The sequence below is a fragment of the Candidatus Omnitrophota bacterium genome, assembly GCA_028715965.1.
GTDB lineage: Bacteria > Omnitrophota > Gorgyraeia > Tantalellales > Tantalellaceae > JAQUQS01.
Window position 1 is genome coordinate 67,442 of record JAQUQS010000002.1, and the last position, 14,681, is coordinate 82,122.

The 14,681-nt window shown below is 53.3% G+C and carries 12 protein-coding genes; all 12 read right to left on the reverse strand.

The annotated features are described in order from the left end of the window. Positions 1–2: 2 nt before the first annotated feature. Complete coding sequence (locus PHH49_01505) at positions 3–1,949, reverse strand: ELM1/GtrOC1 family putative glycosyltransferase (GenBank protein MDD5487620.1); 1,947 nt, start codon at positions 1,947–1,949, stop codon at positions 3–5. Continuing rightward, positions 1,909–2,958, reverse strand: a complete 1,050-nt coding sequence (gene lpxK, locus PHH49_01510; protein MDD5487621.1) for a tetraacyldisaccharide 4'-kinase — start codon at positions 2,956–2,958, stop codon at positions 1,909–1,911. Before lpxK ends, PHH49_01505 begins: the two co-directional genes overlap by 41 nt. A 21-nt stretch (positions 2,959–2,979) precedes the next feature. After that, positions 2,980–4,233, reverse strand: a complete 1,254-nt coding sequence (locus tag PHH49_01515; GenBank protein MDD5487622.1) for a 3-deoxy-D-manno-octulosonic acid transferase — start codon at positions 4,231–4,233, stop codon at positions 2,980–2,982. An 82-nt stretch (positions 4,234–4,315) separates the two neighbouring features. Further along, positions 4,316–5,188 carry a tyrosine recombinase XerC gene (xerC, locus tag PHH49_01520; GenBank protein ID MDD5487623.1) on the reverse strand — a complete coding sequence of 291 codons (873 nt, stop codon included), beginning with the start codon at positions 5,186–5,188 and terminating at the stop codon, positions 4,316–4,318. Position 5,189: 1 nt separating this feature from the next. Then, positions 5,190–7,277, reverse strand: a complete 2,088-nt coding sequence (gene topA / locus PHH49_01525; GenBank protein MDD5487624.1) for a type I DNA topoisomerase — start codon at positions 7,275–7,277, stop codon at positions 5,190–5,192. A 21-nt stretch (positions 7,278–7,298) separates the two neighbouring features. Next, the gene (dprA, locus tag PHH49_01530; protein ID MDD5487625.1) at positions 7,299–8,447 is read right to left on the reverse strand and encodes a DNA-processing protein DprA; all 1,149 of its coding nucleotides are present in this window, start codon (positions 8,445–8,447) and stop codon (positions 7,299–7,301) included. Continuing rightward, positions 8,444–8,968, reverse strand: a complete 525-nt coding sequence (locus tag PHH49_01535) for a shikimate kinase (GenBank protein ID MDD5487626.1) — start codon at positions 8,966–8,968, stop codon at positions 8,444–8,446. The genes dprA and PHH49_01535 overlap by 4 nt, the downstream gene beginning before the upstream one ends. Before the next feature lie 22 nt (positions 8,969–8,990). Continuing rightward, positions 8,991–10,139: a chorismate synthase gene (gene aroC / locus PHH49_01540; GenBank protein MDD5487627.1), complete on the reverse strand. Its 1,149-nt coding sequence runs from the start codon at positions 10,137–10,139 to the stop codon at positions 8,991–8,993. 36 nt (positions 10,140–10,175) lie between these two features. After that, positions 10,176–10,943: a prepilin peptidase gene (locus tag PHH49_01545; protein ID MDD5487628.1), complete on the reverse strand. Its 768-nt coding sequence runs from the start codon at positions 10,941–10,943 to the stop codon at positions 10,176–10,178. Then, positions 10,943–11,881 (reverse strand): shikimate dehydrogenase, encoded by a 939-nt coding sequence (locus PHH49_01550; protein MDD5487629.1) that lies wholly within the window; start codon positions 11,879–11,881, stop codon positions 10,943–10,945. The genes PHH49_01545 and PHH49_01550 overlap by 1 nt, the downstream gene beginning before the upstream one ends. Before the next feature lie 107 nt (positions 11,882–11,988). Next, complete coding sequence (locus PHH49_01555) at positions 11,989–13,545, reverse strand: 2-isopropylmalate synthase (GenBank protein MDD5487630.1); 1,557 nt, start codon at positions 13,543–13,545, stop codon at positions 11,989–11,991. A gap of 81 nt (positions 13,546–13,626) precedes the next feature. Further along, positions 13,627–14,613 carry a ketol-acid reductoisomerase gene (ilvC, locus tag PHH49_01560; protein MDD5487631.1) on the reverse strand — a complete coding sequence of 329 codons (987 nt, stop codon included), beginning with the start codon at positions 14,611–14,613 and terminating at the stop codon, positions 13,627–13,629. Positions 14,614–14,681: the final 68 nt, after the last annotated feature.

The window sequence follows — 14,681 nt, forward strand, 5'->3', positions numbered from 1 at the left end:
TATCAAAAAACCTTTTCTATCTTGGAGTATAGTTCATCCATATCTTCCGGAAGATGCCGCGCGGCCATCCCGGTGGTCATGGCCGTGCGCATATCCTCCGCAAGGACCTCCCTGCGAAGCTTCTTAAGGTATCCCCGTCCGGCCAGTTCGTCCACAAAAACATCGTATTTGGTCTTTCCCCGGCGTTTCTTGTCGGGCATTATCACGAAAACGGGCCTGCCGGATGAAACCGCTTCGGAAACCATTGATATACTGTCCCCCGTCACGAACACTATATCGCTCGAGGCCAGTATCTTGTCCACCGTTTTCGCGTCATTGTCGCTTTTTCCCGAAACGAATTTAAGGCATCTCTCATCCTCCCGGAGCATGTCCTGGAACGTCTTGTCGGCGTCCGGAGGCGTTCTTCTGGACGTGGTCAACATGAACCGGGTCCCGGTATCCCCACACGAACCCGACAGCGCTTCGGATATATCCCTGGCCGTCGCCTCGCTGAACGTGTAGAACCTGTTCTCCCCTCCTATAAGCACGCCGACACATTTTATCCCATCAAGACCGTTCCTCTCCTTACCCCTAAGGTCCTCGAGTTCCGATATATCGACCAGCGTGGGCGGCATATCGGTGACCACGACGTTAGCCCCTATGGGCGACAGCCCCTTCCTTACCACGTCGTGCCGGGGCAGCACGATAAGGTCGAACCCCCAGCGGTTCATCCGTCCCGGGTCCATTATGGTCAGGTTCTTGGCGCCATTCTCCGACGAGACCAGCCTGTTGACCCCGTAAAGCGCCGAGCCGCAACTTATCACGACATCAGCGTATACGGAGATGATAGCGTCATAACTTCCCGGTTCAAGCGCCCATTTCAGCAGGAAAGGACGCCCCTGAAAGAGGTCACCGTATAGTGGCGAGAACATGTTCAGGATAGTACGCCTCACGCGGCTCTTGAACTTCACGGACACCGTCTTTACTTCCAAAGCTCCTTCCGGCATGTTCCTTTTTTCTTTCCAGTAACGACCTGCCGTACCGGCCACGGCCATGGACTGTTTGAAATGCCCCTTCTTCCCATCGTCCAGCACGAGCACTTTACGTACAGGGGTCAGCTTCCACTTCTTATGCATCCACATCCATTGGTCCGGGGACTTTCTTACATGTTTCTCCAGGAGCTCGTTATATTTTTCCACATACGGCGTTATATCCTCGTTCTTGCCGATGACCATAGGTTCCTCCAGGACGGCCTGATGGTAAGGGCCGTCCACGCGGTGTATAAAGGCCGGTAATATCCAGGCACCTGTTTTTTGCGCGAACCTGTATGGTCCCACAGCCGTAGAGGCCGGTCGCCCGAAGAGGTTGACGAGCTTACCATTGGGGCCGGCGTTCTGATCGGCCAGTATACCCACGCTCTTACCTTCCTTGAGTACCCGGAAAAGGTTCTTAATATCAGCACCCTTCCGTATCACAATGTTACCCTTAGACTCCCGCAGGCGGTTAAGAAGTTCGTTAAGCCTCTGCATTTTCTGGTCTCTGGCCAAGAGGTACAGGGGATACCCCTGGAAAACACTGGCCACGGTGCTCATTTCCCAATTACCGAAATGCGCCGACACCATTATCATCCCCCGCGGGTTGGAAGCGGCTTTTCCCAGGTTCTCGCTGTTGATTATCTCCAGATGCTTTTCCAGGTATTCCCGGTCAACCTTGGTAAGCGCCAATATCTCCACGAACGTCTGGACCATGTTTCGATACGTGCCTATGGTCAATCTCCTGATGTCGCGGGGACTTTTTTCGGACGCGAACGCCGCCCGGATATTCCTGTACGTTACCTTACGGCGTTTCCCGCTCAGAAGATAAATGAGATAACCGAACGCCCGGCCGGCCCAGAGGTTCAAACCCATCGGCATAACATGAAAAACGGCGTTAAGACCCCTGACTATGTAAGACGCTATCAAGTCCAGCAAGGACCGACTCCTTTCCCCTGACAATATCCATATCAACATTGAGGGCAAGTATCTTATCACGCAATACGCCCAATTCCAGCTCGGCCAGTTTAACCATGTCTTTTTTTGTGACCACGATATTATCCGCTCCGGAAGCCGCGAAGCGGCCCCCTATCTCCTCGACATCTGAGGCGGTATACGCGTGATGGTCATCATATACCATATGGCCGGTCAATTCCATCCCGCATCGCCCGGCGATAAGCTCGAACGAACCCGGTGACGCTATACCGCTCACGAGCAGGACCTTCTTGTTCTTCGCGTTCCCCAGAGAGGTGTTCTTTCCCGAGACATCGGACAGAGAAACGGGCCGGCGGATGGATTCCGCGACCAGCTTCCCTGAAATGACGTTACCCAGCCGGGATAATACGGTGTTCCTTTGCGCCTCTCCCATTTCAGACGTTCCCGTAACGACCACGATATCCGCCCTCGAAAGCGCGCTTATACGTTCCCTGAAAGGCCCGCGTGGCAAAAGGCCCGTATTCCCCGCCATAGAATCCGCGTCCACAAGCACTATATCAAGGTCCCTCTCGAGCGCGCGGTGCTGGAACCCGTCATCCATGACCAGGACATCGCACCCCTTGGACACGGCATAAGCTGCGGACTTGACCCTGTCCCTGCCTACCACTACAGGTACTTCCGGCAACTCCCCGGCAAGCATCTTATCCTCGTCCCGGCCATACCCCCTTGTCAGGATGGCGGGACGGCATCCCCTGCCCGCGAGTTCGCGCACGATATACAGAGAGAACGGCGTTTTGCCGGTACCTCCCGCGGTTATGTTGCCGACACTTATGACCGGCACATCCACTTTGGTCGTTTTCCTGAATCCCCTCCTGTAAGCCAGGTCCACGAACCATATGCCCGCGCCATAAAGAAGTGACAGCGCCCACAACACCCACTTCAGAGGTAGCAGCGCGGGACGCGCCCCTTCGTCCTTCATGACCCCCGTGATCCAAAGTCTCAGATCGCCCATATCCATTCCCCTCGGTGGATATCACCCCAGAAATCTATCAAGCAGGCTTACTGTCCGATCGACCGCGCCTGAATTCTCCCGTATGACATCTACGGCCTTCCTTGATATATTCCTCCTCATGCCATCGTCCTTTATAAGCCTTTCAAGCACCTGTTCAAGCTCATCAGCGTCCGCGACCTGGATAGCGCCTTCCCTGGAAAGGAACATCCGGACAGCTTCCTTGAAATTATACATGTTCGGCCCGAAAACGACCGGTTTCCCGTAACTTGCCGGTTCTATAATGTTCTGTCCGCCTTTTTTTACAAGACTCCCGCCCACGAACACTATAGTGGCAAGGGCATACATATCCTTAAGGTGCCCTATGCTGTCCACGACCATTACGTCGTACGTCCCGGTCTTCCCGCCGCCTGGCGCCCCTTTCCCGCGCAGCCCTGAATACGCCATATGCCTCAGCCCGGCTTCCTCGATATACACTTTTACCGCTTCGACCCTTTCCACATGTCTCGGCGCGATTATGAGCTTGAGCCCGGGTATCCTGCCGGAAAGTCTCTTATATACATCGATCAACTGGGATTCCTCGTTGAAATGGGTGCTCCCGGCCACTATTATAAGGTCATCCTGCCGCATGCCTATATCCTCGGGTCTTACCGGAAGCGGCAGGCCCTCAGATATACCCTGGTCGAACTTAACATTGCCTGTGACCGTAACCCTTTCCGTGGCGGCGCCCATACGAACGATACGCGAAGCATCATCCTTCGTCTGCACGGAAAAAACATCTATACATCCCAGCATTCCAGAAATGAAAGGCTTTACCTTAAGATAGTTCCTGAAAGACCTGTCGGATATCCTTCCGTTCACTACGGCTATGGGCACACCTTTCCTTTTAAGCGCCGTCATCAGGTTTGGCCACAGTTCCGTTTCGATCACGACATAGAGCCTGGGGTTTATCTTCGATATCACCCTCGAGACTATAAAACTGATGTCCAGGGGATAATAGAACACCCTGTCGACCACACCCTTGCCCGCCTTTTCCATCATGTCTTGTCCCGTGGTCGTCGTGGTCGAGACCACGATGGGCACACCGGGTGACCTTTTCCTGATGCCCTTTGCTATACGCGCGGCGACATTCGCCTCACCCACGCTCACCGCGTGTATCCAGACAGGCGCGTCGAGCCCGTCCATGGACCTTCCAAACGCCCCGAACCGTTCCAGGAAACGTCCGTGCGCCTTGCCTTTCAAGACCAGGCAAGGCAGGTAGAACAGTCCGAACAGCATAAAAAATATATCATATAAGATACGCATTATCGTCCGTCTTTTCTCCCCTTGAAGATATCCACATCTCTTATTCGCAAGGCCGTCACGCCCGCGGATGCGCCTTAGAATACATCTCCCGCAGGCGCTGCGTCCCGAGATGGGTATATATCTGCGTGGTCGACAGGTTCTTGTGACCCAGAAGTTCCTGCACGCTCCGGAGATCCGCGCCGTTGTTCAAAAGATGGGTCGCGAAAGAATGCCTTATGGAATGAGGCGATATCTTCTGCTCTATACTGCATTTCTTGACGTATTTATCTATTATCCGTCGTACACTCCTGTCCGTGAGCCGTTTCCCTGACTTGTTGAGGAAAACCGCCCTGCACACGGCTGTCGGGATCGTTCTTTTCTCCTGTAAGTATCTCCTTATCCACCTCTGCGCTTCCTGGCCCAGAAGCGTTATCCTTTCCTTTTTGCCCTTGCCTCTCACTTTAGCCAGTCCCGCTATAAGATCAATGTCATCGTCATTAAGCCCGACGAGTTCACTCACGCGCATGCCGGTAGAATACAGCGCCTCAAGTATGGCCCGGTCCCTTATCCCCCTCACAGTATCGGTCTCCGGCGAGGTTATCAGTTTCTCCAGGCCCTCCTCGTCCAGGAATACCGGAAGCTGCCTGTCCAGTTTAGGCGTGAATATACCTTCCGCGGGATTGGACGTTATGTACTTTTCCCTGGACAAAAAACGGAAGAACGACCTTATTGCCCCCAGTTTCCGCACAATAGTGCGTTTAGCGCATCCCCTGCCCTTGAGTTCCGCCAGGAAACTCCGAAGGTCCAGATGATTAACGCTGCCGGGGTCCTTGCCCTCCAGGAACGAGGCCAGCTCCTTAAGGTCGGTCCTGTAATTACGCAATGTGTGCGTGGAATAGTTCTTTTCGACCTCGATATACTTGGAGAACTTATCGATGAACCTGTCCATATCACGCCTCTTCTGGGGACTCAGGGGTCTGGTCCTGGTCGGTCTCCCCGGACGGAAGCCTTCTGGTGGTGAAAGTGCACTTCGGATAGTTCGTGCACCCGTAGAATACGCCTCTTACGGATTTACGTTCTACAAGCTCTCCATCGCATCCTTCACTCGGGCATTTCACTCCGGTCGTTATCGACTTGGAGTGTTTACACGCGGGGAAACCCGAACAGCTCATGAACCGCCCTCGCCGACCCCATTTTACCACCATGGGTTTGCCGCATTTCTCGCACACCTCATCGGTCTCCACCACATGTTTCTTAACGTTCTTCATCCTTGTTTTGGCCTCGGCCAAACGTCCTTCGAAAGAGCTGTAGAACTCGCGTACTACCTTTATCCACTCTTCGCTACCCTCTTCGATATAATCCAGCTCATTCTCCATGTTGGCCGTGAACTCGTAATCGACTATGTTCGGGAAATTATCCAGGAGCAGTTTGTTGACCAGTTCTCCAAGCTCCGTGGGCTGGAGGCTCTTACTGACCCTCTTGATATAATTGCGCCCTATTATCGTCTTGATTATAGGGGCGTACGTTGACGGCCTGCCGATACCTTTTTCCTCCATCATTTTGACAAGGGAAGCGTCGGTATATCTGGCCGGAGGTTTAGTGAAATGCTGTTCCGGGACAAGTTCCACAAGCTCGGTCTCCTCCCCGATATTCAGTTCAGGTATTTCCGGCGCCTCGGACGCATAGTCCCTGTCCTCTATGTATACCTTCAGGAACCCGTCGAACATAAGACGGGCTCCGCCGGCCCTGAACCTGTACTCCCCGGCATCTATATGTACCGTTAACACCGAATATACGGCGTTGGTCATCTGGCTGGAAAGGAATTTTTTCCAGATCAGGTTATAAAGCTTATATTCGTCTTCCGTAAGATACTTCCTGACCTCCACGGGATGCCGTAACGGCAAGGTAGGGCGGATGGCCTCGTGGGCCTCCTGGGCCCTTTTTTTCGCCTTATACTTAGGCGGTTCCTCCGGGCAATAATCGTTGCCGTATCTCGACAGGATAAGCTCTCTCACCGCGGATTGCGCGTCATCCGATATGCGTACGGAATCCGTCCTCATATAAGTAATAAGCCCGACGCTTCCTTCCTCCCCGAGCTCCACCCCTTCATAAAGGCTTTGTGCTACGCTCATGGTCTTGGAAGCCGAGAACCCGAGTTTATTAAAAGCCTCCTGCTGCAGGATAGATGTGGTGAACGGCGAACGGGGATAACTTTTCTTGTCTTTCCTGCTCACTTCTTTTACGACAAAACGCTCGTTCTCCAGCTGGGCGGTTATTTCGTCCATACGCGGTTTTTCGTGTACGGATATCTTCTCGCCTTTATATTTGACAAGCTTGGCCTTGAATACCGGGTCTTTCCCGTCCGTTTCGCCGTTTTTTTTCAGGACCGCGTCCAGGCTCCAGTATTCCTGGGGCTTGAACCGCCTTATCTCCTCTTCGCGTTCGCATACCAGCCTTACCGCCACGGACTGCACCCTGCCCGCGCTAAGGCCCCTCGTTATCTTCTCCCACAAAAGGGGGCTCAAGGAATATCCGACTATCCTGTCCAACACCCTCCTGGCCTGCTGTGCGTTGACCTTGTTCATGTCTATCGTCCGGGGCTCATTGAAAGCTCCCTGCACGGCCTTGGCCGTTATCTCTTCGAAGCTTACCCTATGTATATCCTTGGTGATCTTCTTATCCGCGTCCAAGAGGTTCTTAAGGTGCCAACAGATGGCCTCACCTTCGCGGTCAGGGTCAGCCGCGAGGTATACGGCGGTCACGCCCTTTGCTTCTTTCTTGATGTTCTTAAGGTATTTTTCCCGGCCCTTCATCACGGAATATTCTGGCTTGAAATTATCCTTAAAATCCACGCCCATCCTTGAAAGCGGAAGATCGACTATATGACCCATACTGGCCACGACCTTATATGCCTTTCCAAGTATCTTGTTTATGGTCTTCGACTTGGCGGGAGACTCGACCACGACAAGATATGAGTCCCCCTTTGGAGCGGCTTTGGCTTTTTTTCTGGTCGAAGCTTTTTTTGCTTTTCCCGGCATGAGATCCCCTTCCATGTATATTTATAACGTTCCCGTACAAACCCTGAAGAACCTGCCTGGCAGTTGCTCTACAAGGCCTTCCATCTCCATTCTCAAAAGTGTTTCCGAAAGGTCCTGGACCCGCACACCAGAGCCCGCGGCTATATCATCCACGTGCACGCTCCCCTTGCCGGAAAGCGCTTTCATAATAGACCCTCCACATGCGCTCGATACGCAAGGTCCGACAGCTCTATCCACCGGGACCGGCCGGAAGCATTTCCCGGAGGGAAGGCCGGGCCATATTTCCTCTATTACATCGCCCACGTCAGATACGAGCTTCGCCCCGTTCCTGATAAGGGAGTTGGTCCCGACACTACAGGGTGAATCCGCCCTTCCCGGCACAGCGAACACCTCTCTTCCTTCCTCAAGCGCCAGTGAAGCTGTTATCAAAGCCCCGCTCCTGGCGGCGGCCTCGACCACGACCACTCCCTTTGCCATCCCGCTTATCATCCTGTTCCGGCGTGGAAAGTTCCCCCTACGAACAGGGGCGTCCGACACGTATTCCGTGACCACCGCGCCCATGGCGGATATTTTATCCACCACGGCCTCGCTGCCGGAAGGGTACAAAGAACCGAAACCCGTCCCCATCACCGCGATGGTCCTTCCCCCAGCCCTTAACGCGCCCATATGAGCGGCGGTATCTATGCCTTTAGCCATACCGCTTATGACAGTTATGCCTGCCTCCGAAAGCCCGCGGGCGAGCTTTTCGGCCATCTGCATGCCATATATCGTGCAATTCCGCGAACCGACTATCGCCACGGAATTATCGTCAGCTTCCAGTATCTCCCCTTTATAGTACAACACAGGTGGCGCGTCATAGATATTACTGAGCGGCCCGGGATATTCGGCATCCTTTACGCACAGGGCCTTTATCCCTGAACCCTCCATGCGATCGAGTTCTTTAAGAAAAACCGTGTTCTCACGGGCCTTTCGGATGTCATCGGGCTCGGCCGCGGAGCGTGGTCCCAGGACGTAACGCATACGCGCGTCCCCGAGCGAAAATATCTCTCCCGGGTCTTTAAGTTCTTCCAGTATACGTGAGATCGCGACAGGGCCGATCCCGGGAGCCATGGAAAGCGCCATGATATCGTAGCATACCCGGCTCATGCCGGGGACAGGTCCGCGATTCACCCTGCGTCCTCCATTCTCGCGTCCAGCGAATCCTTTACCTCTTCCAGTATATCGTCAACGCTCCTGTCATCCGTATTTATATGTATATCGGCCTTTTCGTAAAAAGGCCTTCGGGCATCGAGAAGTTCCTTTATCCTCGCCACGGGATCAGGGACATTGAGAAGGGGCCGGTGCCCGTGCTTTTTCGTGCGTTCGTATATCGTATCCGCGTCCGCCCACAGGCAAAGGACCACGCCGCCATCTTTCAATACGCGCATATTATCCTCGTCCAGCACGACACCCCCGCCGGTGTCCACGACCTGTCCGCTCTTTTCCATCACATCGCTTACTATGTCCTTTTCCAGGCGGCGGAAATACGGTTCACCTTCATCACGGAATATATCCGTTATGGGGCGTCCTTCGCTGGAAACAATAAGATCGTCAATGCTGACATAACGCATACCGGTAATATGCGCCAGTTTTTTCGCCAGGGCTGTCTTCCCTGTGCCCATGAACCCGACAAAGACCACGTTCTTTTTCATGACATTACTTTCCGTACACCGTTCAGATGTTCTTTATGCCCTCGATATACGCTTTATAATTCCGGAGGACCTCTTCCATGGAATCCCCGCCGAATTTATCCATGATAGCCGCCGCAAGTTCAAACGCTATGACCGCCTCTCCGACGACACCGCACGCGGACACGGCGCATACATCCGACCTCTCGGTCGACGCCTTGGCTTTCTTCTTGCTGTAAATATCCATGGTATCGAGCGGGGAGGACAATGTGGCTATGGGTTTCATGAACCCTGTGACGACCACCATTTCTCCGTTGGACATCCCGCCTTCGATACCTCCGGCGTTATTGGTCATACGCACGAATTTTCCGGAAGAATTATCATAACTTATCGGGTCATGCACCTCTGAACCTTTCCTCAAGACATTCTCCACGCCTTTTCCGATGGAAACGGCTTTTACCGCGGGTATGGCGATCATGGCCCTGGCGATAGCGCCATCCAGCCTCCTGTCCCACTCGGCGTAGGACCCTAGTCCCGGAGGGACCCCGGTGGCCAGCACATCAAAAGTGCCGCCAAGTGTATCTCCCGCCTCTTTGCATGCATCGATCAAAGCGCACATCTTCTTTTCCGCGGACACATCGGCACACCTTAACACGGATACAGCCGGGTCCGTCCTCTCGCGTATATCCCCGAAACCCAGGCCTTCCGTCACGGCCATTACCCCCCCAATGGATGTAACGTGGCTTAGTATCTCTATCCCGAATTCCCTGAGGAACAGTTTGGACACCGCTCCTACCGCGACGCGCATGGCTGTTTCCCTCGCGCTGGCCCTTTCAAGCACGGACCTGGCGTCTTTGAGCGAATATTTCTGTATACCGGCCATGTCCGCGTGCCCCGGACGCGGGGTGAGCACATCAGCAAGCTCCTCTATCTTATGGTCCTGGTTAAGGATGATCATGCTTATGGGGCTACCTATGGTAAGACCTCTCCTCGTGCCCGATAGTATCTCGATCCGGGAACCGTCATCCTCTATTTTCATCCGTCCGCCGCGACCATATCCATGCATCCGCTTTCTCATCTCATTGCGTATGAACGTATCGGCCTCACCGTCCAGCCTCAAGCCCGACGGCATACCGTCCATTATGGCTACCAGGCCTTTACCATGGGATTCCCCGGCGGTAATATATCTGAGCATACTTTCCTCCTATCCCGTACCTTGTGAAGATACGGTTCAGAAACCGAAATAGAACCCTATTATCCTCTCCCCGAATATAAGGCTAATGATCGCCGCAAGCGCCAGGTATGGCCCGTACGGGATTATGTCCTTCTTGAACTTGAACTTCATTATAAGCCCCGCCACCGACCCGAAAAAAGGCGCCATGAAGAACGTTACTATGACCAATTTCCATCCGAGAAAAGCGCCTATCATGGCCATTAATTTTACGTCGCCTCCCCCGAGGGCCTCTTTCCTGAATATAAGTTCCCCTATGACCCCCAAAAGGAACATGCTTCCGCCTCCCGCCAGTATTCCAAGGAGGGAATCAAAGAATGACCCGGCGTACGTCGCCGAACCGTCCAGTCTCAAGACGGTCATCAGGATAAGTCCGACGACCACTCCCGGCAGGCTGACAACATCGGGTATTTCCTGGTATTCTATGTCCACAAAGACCACGATTATGAGCATCGCGGAAAATATCCAGTAAACGAAGAACTCCGGGGTGAGGGAAAAGATGGAAAGAAGCCCCATACCCGTAAACGCGGTCAGGAGCTCCACTATAGCGTATCGCGGCGAGATCGGGTGGCCGCACCCGCGGCATTTCCTTCCAAGCGCCAGGTAGCTCAACACAGGGATGTTATCATACCACTTTATCTTTTCCTCGCAGAACGGGCACGCGGACGGAGGCCACACGATGGACCTGTTGAGCGGTATACGGTATATACATACGTTAAGGAAGCTTCCGAGTATAAGCCCGAAAAGGAAAACAGCCGGATATTCCATCAACTCCTCCCCAATTCCTTCATTAAAGCGTCTTTCATTATTTTCTTCGTCAAGATAAGGTCATCGTCATCTCCATCGGTCCATATGTTGAACGATAGGGCCGCCTGGTTGGAAAGCATACTCTCACCGTTGTACGCCCTGAGCCCCCGGGCCCTGGCCCTGGACACGAGTTCCGTCTGACGGGCATAAACAAGGTCGTATACGACAGCCCCGTCCCTTATGTCGTCCACGGGAAGAGGACATCTATCTCCCTCTTTGGTCCCAAGTGGTGTCGCGTTTATGACAAGATCACATTCGACTATCCTTGACGGGACATCTCCCGCGGAGGTTATCCCCGAGAACACTTCCGACATCCGTTCCATATGCCCGAGGTACCTGCCAAAATCCTCAGCCAGGCTTTCGACCCTTTCCTTGACCACGTCATATACATATATCCGGCTCGGTAGTACCATATGCGCCAGAAAAAGGCATATTGCCCTTCCGGCGCCGCCGGTTCCGGCTATGAATATCTTCCTTGCCGAGACCGGGTCGAAATCCGGGATGTCAGATATCGCGTCATAGAACCCCTGGACATCCGTGTTGAACCCCCTGAGCTTATCTCCTTCCACCTTGACCGTGTTGACCGCGCCTGTCACGGCGGCCCATTCGTGGAGAGGTTCGGGGTGTTTGGAGAACATCTGGATCATCTCCTTGAAATCCATTTTATACGGGACCGTGACGTTGAACCCTTTTATGTTGCCCGTAGGCGATATCACATCCTGGTAAAAGACCTCAAGATCGCTCTTTTCCACATCGAATATCCTGTATTCGGCGGGAATGTTAAAGTGCCTGAACGCCGCGTTATGCATGACAGGTGAAAGCGAATAACTTATCTTCCTGCCCAGAAGACCGTATATCATCTTGCCGTTACCGTTGCCATTACCGTTGTCGTTGTCCATGCGCCCCCCGCCAGTTAAAAAACCAAAGGGGCTGAGGCTTATTAGTTCGCCCCGGCCCCTTTTAAATCGGTATTGGATAGTTTATCATCCGCTCTCGATCCCGTTCTTTATTTGTGCTTTTTTCTTTTTTCTTTCACTGATAACTTTTTTTCCCTCAGCAAGTGCCGATTAACGGCGTTCATGAACGCGAGAACGCTCGCCTCTATGACATCCGTACTGGAAGCTCTGCCTATGACTATATCCCCTTTAAAGGAAAGCTTGATGCTGGCTTCGCCCAGGGCGTCCTTGCCGCTCGTTACGGCGTTCACCTTATAATCGATAAGGCGCCCCTTCAATCCCGTAGCTTTTTCTATGGTCTTGAAACACGCGTCTATCGGGCCGTCGCCCTTGGCCACGGCTTTTATCTTTTGTTTGTCTTTCTCCAGTTCAATAGCCGCTTCGGGTTCGGTGTTGTTCCCGCTGGTGACCCTGAAGTCTATCAGTTTATACGCCTCGGGTACCATGGCGAGCCCATCTTCCACTATCGTCGCGATATCCTCGTCGTATATCTTGCTCTTCTTGTCGGCAAGCTCCTTGAACCGCGCGAAGGCCTGGTCGAGTTCTTTCACCGACATGGAATACCCCAGGTCTTTAAGCCTCTCGCTGAAAGCGTGCCTGCCGGAAAGCTTGCCGAGTATGATCCTGCTACCCTTGAAGCCTACGTCCTGCGGACGTATTATCTCATACGTGATCCGCTTCTTCAGCACACCGTCCTGGTGTATGCCGGATTCGTGGCTGAAGGCGTTCTCTCCGATTATGGCCTTGTTGGGCTGCACCGGGATACCCGTCAGCTTGCTCACAAGTTTGCTGGTCTTATACAGTTCCCTGGTCTTGATATTGGTCGAAAGGCCCTTGAAAGCGCCCTTCTTCATCTTTATGGCCATCACTATTTCTTCAAGGGCGGCGTTCCCGGCCCTCTCCCCGAGTCCGTTCACCGTACACTCCACCTGTCTGGCGCCGTTCTGAACAGCTGCCAGTGAATTGCTGACCCCAAGACCCAGGTCGTTGTGACAATGCACGCTGATGACCGCGTCACCGATATTCGGGACGTTATCGTACAGGTACTTGATCACGCCACCGAACTCGGTAGGCACGGCGTATCCTACCGTATCAGGTATGTTCACCGTACTGGCCCCGGCCTTTATCACGGATCCTACCACCTGCGCCAGGAAATCCAGTTCCGTCCTGGACGCGTCCTCCGGGGAGAACTCCACGTCGTCGAACCTGCTGCGAGCGTATTTCACGGACTCGACCGCGATCTTCAGTATCTCTTCCTTTGCCTTGTTCAACTTATACTGCCTGTGTATCCTGGATGTCGCCAGGAACACATGGACCCGTCCCCTGCGGGCCTTTTTCAGGGCCTCATAGGCATCGTCTATATCGTTCTTGGTCGCCCGGGCAAGACCGCATATTACGGGACGGCGTACATGACGCGCTACCGTTCTTACCGCCTCAAGGTCTCCGGGACTGGTCCTGGGAAAACCTGCCTCGATCACATCGACACCAAGTTCTTCGAGTTGATACGCCAGTTTCAGTTTTTCATTGGCGTTCATGCTCGCGCCGGGGGTTTGTTCCCCGTCCCTTAAAGTAGTATCGAAGATAATGACCTTGTCGTCTTTTTTCATGTTCCCACCTTTATTGCCATATGCGCTATCGAACGTTGGATCGCTATAGATCCGTCCGGGACACTTGCCCGCCACACAGACCTACATCCAGGGCATCATGCCTCTCAGCTCTTTGCCCACCTTCTCTATCATATGGTTCTTTTCCTCTTCTGTTATCTTATTGTAGTTAGGACGCCCGTCCTTGTTCTCTTTTATCCATTCTTCGGCGAATTGGCCGCTCTGCACCTCTTTGAGTATCTTCTTCATCTCTTTGCGTGTTTCCTGGTTGATGACCCTTTTGCCTCTTGTTATGTCACCATATTCCGCGGTATCCGACACCCTTTTCCTCATACCGTATATGCCTTCACGGTAAATAAGGTCGGTTATGAGCTTAAGTTCGTGAAGGCACTCGAAATAAGCTATCTCCGGCTGATATCCGGCCTCGACCAAAGTATCAAAACCGGCTTTTATGAGTTCGGACGCGCCTCCGCACAGAACGGCCTGTTCTCCGAAAAGATCTGTCTCCGTCTCTTCTTTGAACGTGGTCTCTATTACACCGGCCCTGGTCCCGCCTATGGCTTTAGCGTACGCGAGGGCTTTGTCCCGGGCCTTTCCGCTATGGTCCTGATAGACCGCGATAAGACATGGAACACCCTTACCCTGCTCATACATTTCACGGACAAGCGCGCCGGGCCCTTTCGGGGCGACCATGTACACATCAACGTTCTTGGGCGGCACTATCTGCTTGAAATGTATATTGAACCCGTGCGAGAACACCAGGGAATTACCCTCCTGGAGGTTCTTTTCTATGGTCGTGGTATAGACCATGGCCTGGACATGGTCCTGCGTAAGCACCTGGATCACATCAGCCTGTTTGGCCGCCTCATTGGACGAATACACCGTGAAACCGTCCTTTACCGCCTGCGTGTGGTTAGGCGTTCCTTCAAGCTCGCTCACCAGGACCTCTACCCCACTGTCCCTCAGGTTCAGGGCCTGACCTCGCCCCTGTATACCATACCCTATTATCGCTACCTTAAGATCCTTGATGTTGTTCATGTCAGCGTCTTTGTCATAATACATCTTCGCCATCTCTCTCCTCCTTTTATGCCCTATGGCCTCCACCTTCCAGGGACGCGCTCAACACTGATATACACGCC

Excerpts from the sequence above, each read along its gene's own strand:
- lpxK (MDD5487621.1), bottom strand. The coding sequence starts at position 2,958 with ATGGGCGATCTGAGACTTTGGATCACGGGGGTCATGAAGGACGAAGGG.
- PHH49_01515 (MDD5487622.1), bottom strand. The coding sequence starts at position 4,233 with ATGCTGTTCGGACTGTTCTACCTGCCTTGCCTGGTCTTGAAAGGCAAG.
- xerC (MDD5487623.1), bottom strand. The coding sequence starts at position 5,188 with ATGGACAGGTTCATCGATAAGTTCTCCAAGTATATCGAGGTCGAAAAG.
- topA (MDD5487624.1), bottom strand. The coding sequence starts at position 7,277 with ATGCCGGGAAAAGCAAAAAAAGCTTCGACCAGAAAAAAAGCCAAAGCC.
- PHH49_01535 (MDD5487626.1), bottom strand. The coding sequence starts at position 8,968 with ATGAAAAAGAACGTGGTCTTTGTCGGGTTCATGGGCACAGGGAAGACA.
- aroC (MDD5487627.1), bottom strand. The coding sequence starts at position 10,139 with ATGCTCAGATATATTACCGCCGGGGAATCCCATGGTAAAGGCCTGGTA.
- PHH49_01545 (MDD5487628.1), bottom strand. The coding sequence starts at position 10,943 with ATGGAATATCCGGCTGTTTTCCTTTTCGGGCTTATACTCGGAAGCTTC.
- PHH49_01550 (MDD5487629.1), bottom strand. The coding sequence starts at position 11,881 with ATGGACAACGACAACGGTAATGGCAACGGTAACGGCAAGATGATATAC.
- PHH49_01555 (MDD5487630.1), bottom strand. The coding sequence starts at position 13,545 with ATGAAAAAAGACGACAAGGTCATTATCTTCGATACTACTTTAAGGGAC.
- ilvC (MDD5487631.1), bottom strand. The coding sequence starts at position 14,613 with ATGGCGAAGATGTATTATGACAAAGACGCTGACATGAACAACATCAAG.